Consider the following 12,305-nt stretch of genomic DNA (forward strand, 5'->3'; position numbering starts at 1 on the left):
TAGCTCATTATCGTTAAATTAACACACTCAGCAGCATAATCAAACCGAAGGCGACCAGGGAGAGGATGGTTTCCATAGCGGTCCATGATTTGAGAGTCTGGGGAACCGTCATGTTGAAAAATTCTTTGATCATCCAAAAACCGGCGTCATTCACATGCGAAAGGATCAGCGATCCCGCCCCTGTAGCAAGGACAACCAGCTCGACATTCACGCCGGGTGTAAGTGCCAGCACAGGTGCGACAATACCGGAGCCTGTCGTCATCGCGACCGTAGCGGACCCGGTGGCTACACGAATGAGCGCAGCGACCAGAAAAGCAAACACGATTACATTCATATGCGCCCCCGTAGCCACCGCTGCAATGGCCTGACCTACGCCGCTGTCGATCAATACGGTTTTAAACGCGCCCCCACTGCCGATGATTAAAATAATAGAGGCTGTGGGTGCCAGACATTCACTGGTAAAACGGGATAAATCCTCTTTCTTCAAGCCGCGTGCGTAACCAAGTGAGAAAAACGAAAATACAGCCGCAATCAGTAACGCCATAACCTCATCACCGATGAATTTGAAAAATACCGTAAGTGGATGCGTATTGGACGGGTCCACAATTTCAGCGATCGATCCGCTGAGCATCAAGATAACAGGCAGCAAAATAGTAAACAAGGTAATCCAAAAAGGCGGCAACGGCCGTCCTGTTGTATTGGTGAACTGCTCGTCCAGCTTCTCGGAGGGTCTGACCATAATTTTTTTGCCAATCCAGGCACCGAAGACCGGACCTGCAATAATAGCGGAAGGAATACCGACGATGAGCGCATACCCTATCGTGCGTCCGATATTGGCGTTAAAGGCTTCAATCGCGATCATCGGAGCCGGATGGGGCGGCAAAAGTCCATGTACCGTCGATAGCCCCGCCAGCATCGGAATACCGATTTTCAGCAGAGACATATTCATTTTACGGGCGACCGTGAACAGAATCGGAATTAATAAAATAATGCCAACTTCGAAAAATACCGGAATACCCACGATAAAGCCTACGATCATCATGGCCCAATGGACACGTTTTTCACCAAACTGGTCCATAAGTGTGGTGGCAATACGCTCGGCACCGCCGGATTCCGCCATCATTTTACCAAGCATGGTGCCCAGCCCGATGACGATGGCGATGGAGCCAAGTGTGCTCCCGAGGCCCTTGGTGATGGAGGCAGTAACTTCATGTCCCGGCATCCCGTTAACCAGCCCGAGAAATACGGAGGAAAGCAGTAGTGAAACAAAGGGATTCCATTTAAACTTGGCAATCAGCAAAATCAAAAGAATGATGGTAATTAGCGCCCACGTAAGTAGTGAAGCGTTATGACTCAAGCCGAATAGGGTGTTCATGAAGTAATGCCTCCTTATGCGTTAATATGTAGTGCATGTATACTTGTCGACAACTTTAGTCTGAAAAGGAACTGCGCCAGCTTAGAACATCTAAAGCGCGGTGCAGCGGCTCCTTTTATACATTTTGCAGATTAGGACAGACTCTTGCGGTAGGGGGACAGAACGCTGTCGTTTACCGCGTTGCGGGTGTCCCGGTAATGGTCCTCGATAAATTCGGACAGCTCCTGAGCGCTCCCTTGGTTTAAAGCGTTTGCAAAGGTGCGATGTTTATGAATCGTGACTTGGGATTCTTCAATCTTGGACGTAAAGCGTTGTTCTGTGGCGGCCAGCATGACCGTCAGGATTAACTGCCTCATTCCGTTCCAGGTGTGGAGAATACGGGTATGGCCTGCTTCCAGCACCAGAGCCTCATGAAAATTGAAGTCCTGAAGAGAAAATTCAGCGACGTCTCTGTGCTTGAGAGCGACTTCCATTTTGTCAATCATCCGGTTTAAAGCGGTCACCAACCCTGCATTGTCTCTATGTACAAATCTTTGTACAACAAAATGCTCAATCAACATTCGCACATCGAAAAGCTCCTCCATATCAGCGGGCGTCATCCCCACGACAATCGCCCCCATGCGTTCCAATCGAAGCAATCCTTCACTGGAAAGCACTTTTAACGCTTCACGAACAGGAGAACGGCTGGTGCCAAAATCGGCAGCAATCTGATTTTCAGATAATACCGTGTCGGGTGTCTGCATGCCACGAATAATCTGAAGTCGAAGCTCACAAGCAACCCTTTCACCAAGCGATGCACCCTGTAGCCAGACTGACGGATATTTCATGTGCATACTCCTATCCTGGAAATTTCGGTTGCCTCTTTAGGGCATACCTGTATACAAGTTATGAAGTATTATATACCCCGTAAAAGATACTTGTAAACGGTGTCAATGGACATCGGTTCCATTTCAATGCTTTTAGCGTTACAATAGAAGCAGAAAAGAAGCAGAAAAAAGCAGCAGTGAAAGTGGAACGAACACGGAAAAGAAGGAGACCGTTTAATGATTATTATTAAAACCAAAGAACAAATTGAAAATATGAAGAAAGCTGGCGAAATTTTGGCTGCTTGCCACCGGGAAATTGCCAAAATGATCAAGCCGGGTATTACAACATTGGAAATTGATGCCTTCGCGGAATCGTTTATGAAAAAGCATGGCGCAACGCCGGAACAAAAGGGCTACAACGGCTACCAGTTTGCGACTTGTGGATCGCCTAACGATGTCATTTGCCACGGTTTCCCGAACAAGACACCGTTGAAGGACGGGGACATCGTGACGATTGACATGGTCGTAAACCTGAACGGCTGGCTGGCGGATTCCGCCTGGTCGTATGCAGTGGGTAATGTTTCCGAGCAGGCGCAAAAGCTGCTGGACGTTACGAAGGAATCCCTGTACAGAGGGATTGAGCAGGCTGTAATCGGTAACCGGATCGGCGATATTTCCCATGCGATCCAAACCTATGCGGAAGCGGAAGGCTTCTCGGTTGTACGCGAATTCATCGGTCACGGTATCGGAGAAGATATGCATGAGCAACCGCAGGTGCCGCATTATGGACCACCGCATCGCGGACCGCGCCTGAAAGAAGGCATGGTCATTACGATTGAGCCGATGCTGAACACGGGCACTTACCGCAGCAAAGTGGATGCAGACGGGTGGACGGCGCGTACACTGGACGGCGGTTTGTCGGCGCAATACGAGCATACGCTGGCGATTACAGCGGACGGCCCGATTATTTTGACACAGCAATAAATCAGGTAGGCGTATTACAGAAAAAGGGGCTGTCCAGAGGGCAGTCTCTTTTAGTATAAAGGATGAATACACATGAGGAGCCTCTGTCTGCCCCACAAGCAGGTAAAGTGGTTGTAAAGACGCTGTATCTGTCTGTTGATCCGTACATGCGAGGCCGCATGCGGGATGCCACATCGTATTCGCCTCCTTACTTGCTGGGTGAAGTGAGGCCATTTTTCCGGGCAGGTGTGATGCCGTTACACAACAAGCAAAAAGACACGACTTCCTGTTGGAAGATCGTGTCTTTTTGGAGTATGCAACAACATGCTTACTGCACGCGAGTATCTGTTTGTCAGATTCGGACTTCTGCCTCATTCAGATTGAGCTGACGATATTGAAAAAACATACGAAGTCGCCAGTGCAGCAATGTCCCGAAGGCGAGGATGAAAAATAGCCCCGCCGTCTGTGGAATGGTAATGTAGCGCTGGATAAACTCATGCAGCAGCAGGCGAACGATCAGCAGACTGATCAGGATAAAAAAGAAGGTGCGTGAGCGTTGTACAAAAACTTGTCCTTCTTGCATCTCAAACTTGGTGCTGCGAATCAGCGGATACGAGAAAATAAACCAGCCGACCAGAAAAGCGCCCATCGCCCAAAGCCAGGGAACCCGTACCTCTGGCACGATAAACATCATAAAGCCGGTGCTCATGCCGAGCGGAGGGATGATAATCTTTTTGGCGTTAACCGGGCGGTGACCTGACTTCATACGGATGAAAATAGCCGAAACAGCGATCAAGATCATGCCGAAGGTTGCGCCATATTGCAGAATTGGGGTGCTGATATGAAACATGGACTGGGCCCCCTCTATAAGAAATGTAAGCCTTATTGGACAGACTGCAAATCTTTTTTATTATACCACATATGTAATGGATGTATTTAGTTACAGTCTTTCCTTTGGCAAGCGGATTATACGCTCGATTGTGGTGACTGGCCCAACGATCTCGGGTCTCTATCATACTTATGCAAGATGCTCTGCTTGTACCTCTCCTTGCGCCGATTTTTTCTCCTGATGCATGATATAACCCATGACTGCAATAATAAGGATAAAAGCGATGAGTGCGAGAAAAGGAATGGTAATAAAATCAAACCAGTTCAGGTAATCCTGCTCACAGGATACTCTTCCACAGGACGTTGAAGCCTGCGTAGCCGCTTTGGCGGCTGCATGGATGCGCTGAATCACAAAATGGTAGGCCGAAATACCGCCACCAATGATCGCCAGCGGCATGACATAACGCCGTATTCCTGTATCTCCCCGAAAATAAGCGATTCCGAGCAGCAGAGTCAAGGGATACATCAGAATGCGCTGAAACCAGCATAGCTTGCAAGGCTCATACCCCAAAATCTCGCTGAGATAGAGGCTGCCTAATGTAGCCACACAAGCCACAACCCAGGCGGCAAACAAAGCAATATCCGTTTTTTTAAATGATCCAATCATAGTAACGCTCCTTTTTTTATTCAAATGAGAACAAAATGAACTCACCGTGTCTTGTCCGATCGGGCGGGCATCTGCCGATATGGATGTCTTATCCGTATTGTACTGTATTTTGAGTGCAGGGTCATACTTAAACATATTGACATCATTCACTATCGTTTTTATAATTACAATAGTTTGGGAAGTTAATAAGGATTCAAGATTCAGATATATATACTATGAGAAATGTAGGAGTGTGTCCAGAATGTCAAGTATCCAAAAAAACGAAACTCTGTCTGTCATTAGTGAAAGACATGCGGTAAAAAGTTATGTTAAGGATTTTAAATTGCCAGAGGAAGATCTGGAAGCTATTTTGACAGCTGCGATAGAAGCTCCTTCCGCCTGGAACCTTCAACACTGGAAATTCCTTGTGATTGAAACCGAAGCAGACAAGCAAAAGTTGCTGCCTATCGCTTACAACCAAGGTCAAGTAGCGGAAAGCTCTGTGACCATTGCCGTTTTGGGTGATCTGGAAGCGAACCGTAACGCAGTGATTTATGATCAAGCGGTAGACGCTGGTACAATGCCCGCAGAAATCCGTGACGCATTGGTAGGTCAAATCAACGGTGCTTACCAAAATGCACAAGTAGCTCGGGATGCAGCGATCCTGAACTCTGCTTTTGCGGCACAGAATATTATGCTGGCTGCTAAATCGCTTGGCTATGACACTTGCGCTATGGGTGGTTTCATTCCTGCGCAATTAATTGAGCAATTCAACATTCCTGCACGTTACCTGCCAACGATGCTGATTACGGTAGGTAAAGCACAAGTACCAGCACGTCCATCAGGACGTTTCCCATTGTCTGAAGTTGTTGTAAAAGGTAGCTTCTAAGAAGAATTTTTAACATCAGGATTCTGCAAAATCCTCACATAAAAAGGGTGTTCCTGCAACCGTCGTGGTTGGGGGAACACCCTTTTGTTATGCTTTCATTGCAAGAAATGCTTTTATCTAATCCGAGCGTTTGGAGACCAGGTATACCAGCTCCAGCGTCAGAATAGGCAAAAAGACAGAAGCCGGATAGGCCAGATAGCGCGGCTCCCATTGCGGCTTGAACTTATCCTTGAAGCGGCGCAGCCCTTGAAAGCCGTAAAAATGTCCTCCGTATTGGAAAACGAGCCGAGCCAGCTTTTCCTCGCGCAACGCTTTTTCGCTTTGTCCTACCTGGGATAGCGGTGCCATACCGAGATTGAAGGTCGTATACCCGCTGTCTTTGGCCCACTCGATCACTCGTGTGAACAAGTAGTCCATCGTGCCATTCGGTGTATCGGGCAGATGACGCATCAGGTCTATGGAGACCGTCTGTCCACGGTCATAGGCAGGGGCCATCGTCGCGAAGGCGATGATCTTTCCTTCAGGGTCCTTTAACAGCGCAATCGGCGCCAACTGAAGATAAGGCTCCTTGAACCAGCCGAGCGAATAGCCTTTCTCCTTCCGTTCATCCAGCCAGATATTCGAAATGTGACGCAGCTCTTCGATTAATGTTCCATCCAAAGGCGGCTGGATTATCTCGAACGTGTACCCCTCGCGGTCAAAGCGGTTTTTGGCGCTGCGCAGCACCTGATTGCTTTTACCTGTCAGTGTAAAGGACTCCAGCGGCACCAGCGCTTCCTCACCGAGCTTGAAAAACCGATAGCCGTTCTCATGGTAGATGGACAAATACTCTGGTGATGCCTGATAAAATACAGCCGTTAATGCATATCGGTCTGCGAAGCGCTGAAATTCCTGAATCGCTTCGCTCACACGTTCTTTCGGACCCAGCGGGTCACCTAACACAATCAGTTTGTCCCGGCTGCGGGCATAGGGAATAACCACTTGTTCGTTCTTGGTCCAATACAGATATTTATCACCTAGAAAGAGCATATGGGAAACCAAATTTCCACCTTGCTTTTCCAGAAATTTTTTTAGCTTATCCAGTTCCTGCGCATCAGGTAGATTGCCGATTCCACGCTGGGGACGGAGGAAGAAATATACCGTCAGGAACACCCACGCCAAAATCAGACTGAACACCGCTGTAACCCCGTAATCGCTGCGGTTCATAAAAAAGTCCAGATGGACCTTGGCGTGCAGATGGCGCATAAACGGAGTATTGGAGCCTGCCCCTATCATAAAGTAAGCGCCAGTCACGAGCAGAGACAATCCGCCCCATATTAAAATATTGTGCCGATTCAGTGGCGCACTAACCCGATAAAACCGCGAGCGCGAGACCCACAGCATCAGCGCTACGAACAACAGGAATAGAGCTTCCTCGAAATCCAGACCCTTAATGAAGGTGAAAATGGACCCCGCAAGCAGCAGTACCAGCGTCAGCCGCAGGGCTCTGCGAATGCGCAGGGATATGCCGTGAGACAGCACCACGAGCATAATCCCGATGACGACAGAGATTTCGTGCGACAGGCGCATGACGGGCAGACTGAGCAGATGCTCGGCAAAACGCAGTCGATATAGCAGACCGGGCGTAGCTGCCGACAGAAGGAGCACTACGCCGGAGATGAGTACCAGCTTGCCAAGTGCCCATACCCCGAGGTCGGCCAGAAAGCGGAATTGACCGGGCCAGCCCCATACCTTTTGCCAAGCGTTGAGTGAGGTTTCCCAACCCGTCTCTGCCAGTTGGCTCAGGCGTTCGTTGCGTGGTATCATTTCCAGCGCAGCCAGCACCAGGCCGATTAGCCACGGAATGATGTAATAAAAGACGCGAAAGGCCAGCAGCACAGCCAATGCCCGATCCGAGTTGGCGCCTGTCATTTGCAGCCCGAGCAGGGCAATGATATCGAATGCGCCGATCCCTCCGGGCGCCAGACTGATCAGCCCGGCAATCGCGGCAATTACATAAATGCCGAACACGGCATTTATCGGCAGCTCATGCAGCAAGTGCGAGCCGATCCATGCAAAGGTAAGACCAGCCAGCAGCCATTCCAGCAGCGAAGCGCCGATGGAGGCGGAGATGGTGGACCAGGAAAGCTGGCCTTCTCCCTTGTTGAACCAAGTGGCGTACCGTTTGGAGCGCTGCATAATCAAGAACAGTGGTAGGTACAGCGCCATTCCCCATAACGCCCAATGAAGCCACGGATGAGCATCCAGCACGGGCTGTACCGGATACAAATGGGCAATCGCGCCCCAGGCCAGCAAAGATAGGCCCGTAATGACTACAGGCGAAAGGAACACGACCGCAGAGGTGATAACACCCAGCGGCACGCCGCTTTTTTTGTACAGCACCGTGCGCAATCCCGCTCCTGTAAAGCCTGCAAAGCCAAAGACGTTATTGAAGGTGTTCGAAATCCAGGCATACCGGAATGTCGCTCCGGGCTTGACCTGTAGCTTGAAATGATGCCTGATCACGTAATCGTATGCGCTCATGGCGGCCACGGCTATCAGTGAGAACAAGCCGATTTCGATGAGAAAGGTAGCATCCATTCGCCGCAGCTCATGAAGCATACGTGCCAGATTGAAGCTTCTCAGCTCTCGTCCGGCCTCCCATATAATAAAAGCCAATACAGCCAGTGGAAGCAAAATACGTGTCAGCCGCTGCCTGTAGATGGTCATCATGAACTGTACGATTTTAAAGGATTGGATCGGTTTGTGATTTGAATTCATAGATTCACCTGCCTGAAAAATAATGAAATAGATTCTGAATGATACACGGAAATATCATGCCCAATGAAAGGCTACTATATATTATACCTGTAATAAACGAACGAATAACAACAGAAGGGTTACGAAAACCGGATTTCGATTTGATTGCCGTAAATAATTCCAATATAATGATAAAAAACCTAGTCATTTGCTTGGTAATGGAGCTGAACGGACATGAGTATATGGGATCGTGATCTTTTTGTACGTCGATTGGAGCTGATGTGGCCGCAGGATGCTGACAAGAGCCGGTATCCATTTAACTTAAAAGCCATGCATCAATGGAATGAGCTGAAATTTCACCCGTCTGTTACCTATATTGTTGGAGAAAACGGTGTGGGTAAATCAACGCTTATGGAAGCGATAGCGGTCGCGTGGGGATTTAATCCGGAGGGCGGCACCAAAAATTTTAATTTCTCTACACAGGCCACGCATTCCTCGCTGCATGAGTATGTCCGGCTGGTGAGAGGGGCCCGCAAGCCGCGGGACGGTTTCTTTTTCCGTGCAGAAAGCTACTACAATCTGGCGACTCATATCGACAAGCTGGATCGGGAAGGAGGGGGCCGGCCCATCCGAGACTCCTATGGAGGGAAATCGTTGCATGAGCAGTCGCATGGCGAGTCTTTTTTTGCTGCATTTTTGCATCGGTTTGGAGGTCAGGGGCTGTATATTCTGGATGAGCCAGAGGCTGCGTTATCGCCCTTGCGACAGATGGCCATGCTTGCACGTATCCACGAGCTGGTGCAGCAGGACTCGCAGTTCATCATTTCTACGCATTCCCCGATTTTGATGGCCTATCCCGACTCCGTCTTGTACCACCTGACACATGAAGGCCTAGACACCCGGACGCTGGAGGAAACCGATCATTTTATCATCATGAAACAATTTCTGAACAACAAGGAAAAGATGATGCAGGAGCTATTCGAAGATCCCCAATAAGGAATGGGTGAACCTCAAGAGCATGCCTGTGAATCCTTTTGATATTTCATCCGAGGGAATTCAGAACTTTGATTATGATATTGCGATAGCTATTGTATAAAATACCTTTAGTGAACAAGGGCTATCTGTACTCGTATACAACTTAGACTTTAGCTACAAGAAGGCGACCTATACGTTGGTCCAGGCAGTTGAGATCGAAGTTTGTCTTTTGCCCAAACATTCACCGGATCTGCACCTCATTATTGGTTATCATGCTCATTTATGGTATATGTATAAGGGAAAATAAAATGAGTATTCTGCTCTTATGGTGAGGTGCGAATGTGAAGCTCACATAAAAACCCCGGATCCTTCGCACCTCGAAATTTGTCGAAAAACATTAAATCAGTTTTCTTCAGTAGAAGTCAATAGTTGATTCAAGCCTTTTTGGCATCGTTTTTTGCTAAAATGTATGGAATTGATACCATTAAGGTATGAATTACTGCATTTTCGCTGTCGCACTCTATATGAGTGCGTGGATTGAAATTGCCGAGTTGCTTTCCATAATCCTGTAATTGATGGTCGCACTCTATATGAGTGCGTGGATTGAAATATCTTGAAGCGTCCTATCTTGTGACGAACTTTTAAAAGTCGCACTCTATATGAGTGCGTGGATTGAAATATCATCTTACGCGGCTCTTTTTTCCAGCCTTCCGGCGTCGCACTCTATATGAGTGCGTGGATTGAAATTGCGGATAAGTGGGACGGAAATGGATGATTTATACCGTCGCACTCTATATGAGTGCGTGGATTGAAATTCCAGTCCTGGTTATTGTGTGTACATTGACCGCTCGGAGTCGCACTCTATATGAGTGCGTGGATTGAAATACCCAAGGGAGTGTAACATCATATCCGATAGCATGTCGCACTCTATATGAGTGCGTGGATTGAAATCCGTTAACGACAGATAACTTTAAAGCGTCAATCTCAGTCGCACTCTATATGAGTGCGTGGATTGAAATAATGGATCACAGTATCAGGACGTGGGTTTTACCCTGTCGCACTCTATATGAGTGCGTGGATTGAAATATTAATAGCGCAACTGGTTGGAGTAAATTCTTTCGTCGCACTCTATATGAGTGCGTGGATTGAAATTGTAATTACTATTGCCGTAAGTTATACCGCAAAAGGTCGCACTCTATATGAGTGCGTGGATTGAAATAATCAGTTGCTGGCCACCAGGGAATTTTTTAAGTATGTCGCACTCTATGTGAGTGTGGGGATTGAATTGCCAAGTGGAAGTAAGAAGAATGGAATGCCTGTAGTTATAGTCAAATATGTAAGCTGAATTAAAAAATGTACATGGAAAACGTAATGGACGGAATGGTGCTGTATAAGCGAAGCACCATCCGTCTGCGGAGTGGCACGATAGGTAACTTTTACGAATTGCATATAGCAGATTGGAATCAAGCTCCTTTGCATTAAATTTAAAATTAGGGTTCTTCCAGTATTATGCTGGTAGTTCCTTTTTTTGTGTATTGTATATAGAACGCATGTTTGTATATAATTAATGCAGAAGAGTTATCTACGTGCTCCACGATGCCAAATGCAAGCTGCTAAGACTATTTCAGATTATTGATAATATTTAAGTGTGATTTATGATTGTTATTTGCTCGTGGGTCTATTAATATAGTGGAGAGTTTTGAACTAATAGTTGCAAAATAAGATTTTCGTATGCGAAATAAATAACCTTAGGAGGACAACACGCAACATGTCAGAATCACAATTGAAAATGGGGCCGTTGGTCATTTTGATGATTAACATGTTTATTGCCATGCTGGGAATTGGCCTCATCATTCCGATCCTCCCCAAATTCATGGGTTCCCTCGGAGGCACTGGTGAAACGGGAGGCTACCTGGTTGCCGTGTTCGGCTTGACCCAGTTTCTGTTTTCACCGTTGGCTGGTGAATGGTCCGATAAATACGGACGCAAAAAAATGATCATTATCGGTTTGGTGATCATGACGATTTCTTCAGTATTATTTGCCATTGGGCATTCGTTGACGATGCTGTATATATCCCGTTTGCTCGGAGGCGCAGGGGCTGCCTTTATGATTCCTCCGATGATGGCTTATATCGCCGACATTACGACGGTACACAATCGCGGTCGGGGTATGGGTTTGTTGGGCGCGGCCATGTCTCTTGGGTTTGTTATCGGCCCTGGCGTGGGTGGCTTGCTGGCAGATATCTCGATTCGCACGCCTTTGTACGTTTCGGCTGGGGTATCGGGTGTAGCCGCGCTGATTTCGTTGATATTGCTGCCTGAAACCTTGTCGATGGAGAAACAGTTGAAATTCCGGAATGTCAAAGTCAAGCGCGACAATGTCATTAAGCAGTTTGCACTTTCTTTTCGCAAGCCGTACTTCATGCTGTTGATTATGATTTTCACGCTAACCTTCGGGCTGACGCATTTTGAAACGATGTTTCCTTTCTTCGTGACAGGCAAGTTTCATTACAATGAGCGCGATATTGCCATCATTATTACGGTAGGGGCGCTGGTCGGAACGGTGATTCAGGCGGTTGTGATCAGTCCGTTGTTGAATCGTTTTGGGGAAAAAGGTGTCATTATCGGCTCCTTTCTATTTTCCGCGATTTCTCTTGTGCTTATGCTGCTCTCCGGCAACTTTTATTATGTACTTGGGGTATCGCTCATCTTCTTTACTGCAACGTCGCTGCTGCGACCAGCCATTAATACGGCTTTATCCAAAATGGCCGGGGATGAGCAGGGGGTTGCAGCCGGGATGAACAATGCCTATATGAGTATCGGTAATATTTTGGGACCTGCGCTAGCGGGTACGCTGTTTGAGGTGCATATCAATTTGCCGTACATTTTCGGGGCAGCCATTCTCATTCTTAGTTTGGGGCTGGCTGTAAAATGGAACAGCAAAGGTACGCAAACGACAGCGGTTTAATATTATTTTTCCTGTAAACATAGTCTCTTTTGGCGTGAAATGTGACGTTCTTGTGAACCACAGGTCGCGCCGAAGGAGACTATTTTTTGTATACATAGCGAATTCGTTAATGAAAC

General features: G+C 47.5%; 11 protein-coding genes and 1 CRISPR repeat array. Of the genes, 6 read left to right on the forward strand and 5 right to left on the reverse strand.

The features are described from left to right. Positions 1-13: 13 nt before the first annotated feature. Positions 14-1,375 carry a GntP family permease gene (locus ACWXW9_RS13100; protein WP_494929743.1) on the reverse strand — a complete coding sequence of 454 codons (1,362 nt, stop codon included), beginning with the start codon at positions 1,373-1,375 and terminating at the stop codon, positions 14-16. A 131-nt stretch (positions 1,376-1,506) separates the two neighbouring features. Then, positions 1,507-2,202 (reverse strand): GntR family transcriptional regulator, encoded by a 696-nt coding sequence (locus ACWXW9_RS13105; protein ID WP_494929744.1) that lies wholly within the window; start codon positions 2,200-2,202, stop codon positions 1,507-1,509. A gap of 216 nt (positions 2,203-2,418) precedes the next feature. Here ACWXW9_RS13105 and map point away from each other — a divergent pair, with 216 nt between their 5' ends. After that, the gene (map, locus tag ACWXW9_RS13110) at positions 2,419-3,165 is read left to right on the forward strand and encodes a type I methionyl aminopeptidase (protein WP_044646282.1); all 747 of its coding nucleotides are present in this window, start codon (positions 2,419-2,421) and stop codon (positions 3,163-3,165) included. Between the two features lie 62 nt (positions 3,166-3,227). Next, positions 3,228-3,533, forward strand: coding sequence for a hypothetical protein (locus ACWXW9_RS13115; RefSeq protein ID WP_494929746.1), 306 nt, complete (start codon positions 3,228-3,230; stop codon positions 3,531-3,533). On the opposite strand, the gene ACWXW9_RS13120 is transcribed toward ACWXW9_RS13115, so the two are convergent. Both ACWXW9_RS13120 and ACWXW9_RS13125 read right to left on the reverse strand, forming a co-directional pair. Next, on the reverse strand, positions 3,497-3,994 hold the full coding sequence (locus ACWXW9_RS13120) for a CcdC family protein (RefSeq protein WP_494929747.1): 498 nt from the start codon (positions 3,992-3,994) through the stop codon (positions 3,497-3,499). The two genes, ACWXW9_RS13115 and ACWXW9_RS13120, sit on opposite strands and share 37 nt — an antisense overlap. Before the next feature lie 168 nt (positions 3,995-4,162). Beyond that, complete coding sequence (locus tag ACWXW9_RS13125) at positions 4,163-4,639, reverse strand: disulfide oxidoreductase (RefSeq protein ID WP_494929748.1); 477 nt, start codon at positions 4,637-4,639, stop codon at positions 4,163-4,165. A gap of 241 nt (positions 4,640-4,880) precedes the next feature. On the opposite strand from ACWXW9_RS13125, the gene ACWXW9_RS13130 reads away from it, so the two are divergent. Continuing rightward, positions 4,881-5,507, forward strand: coding sequence for a nitroreductase family protein (locus ACWXW9_RS13130; protein ID WP_137061387.1), 627 nt, complete (start codon positions 4,881-4,883; stop codon positions 5,505-5,507). 117 nt (positions 5,508-5,624) lie between these two features. On the opposite strand, the gene mprF is transcribed toward ACWXW9_RS13130, so the two are convergent. Further along, positions 5,625-8,267, reverse strand: a complete 2,643-nt coding sequence (gene mprF / locus ACWXW9_RS13135; protein WP_494929749.1) for a bifunctional lysylphosphatidylglycerol flippase/synthetase MprF — start codon at positions 8,265-8,267, stop codon at positions 5,625-5,627. 213 nt (positions 8,268-8,480) lie between these two features. Between mprF and ACWXW9_RS13140 the strand changes: the two genes are divergently transcribed. From ACWXW9_RS13140 to ACWXW9_RS13150, 3 genes are all read left to right on the forward strand, one after another. Continuing rightward, positions 8,481-9,242: an AAA family ATPase gene (locus ACWXW9_RS13140; protein WP_494929750.1), complete on the forward strand. Its 762-nt coding sequence runs from the start codon at positions 8,481-8,483 to the stop codon at positions 9,240-9,242. 491 nt (positions 9,243-9,733) lie between these two features. Then, positions 9,734-10,508: direct repeats of the CRISPR family, unit length 32 nt; unit sequence GTCGCACTCTATATGAGTGCGTGGATTGAAAT. A gap of 72 nt (positions 10,509-10,580) precedes the next feature. Next, a complete protein-coding gene (locus ACWXW9_RS13145; RefSeq protein ID WP_494929751.1) occupies positions 10,581-10,703 on the forward strand; it encodes a hypothetical protein in 123 nt (40 codons plus the stop codon). A gap of 286 nt (positions 10,704-10,989) precedes the next feature. Next, entirely contained in the window at positions 10,990-12,189 is a 1,200-nt protein-coding gene (locus ACWXW9_RS13150; RefSeq protein ID WP_494929752.1) for an MFS transporter, read from the forward strand. Positions 12,190-12,305 lie beyond the last annotated feature (116 nt).

The sequence above is a fragment of the Paenibacillus sp. LT-B23 genome, assembly GCF_059417685.1.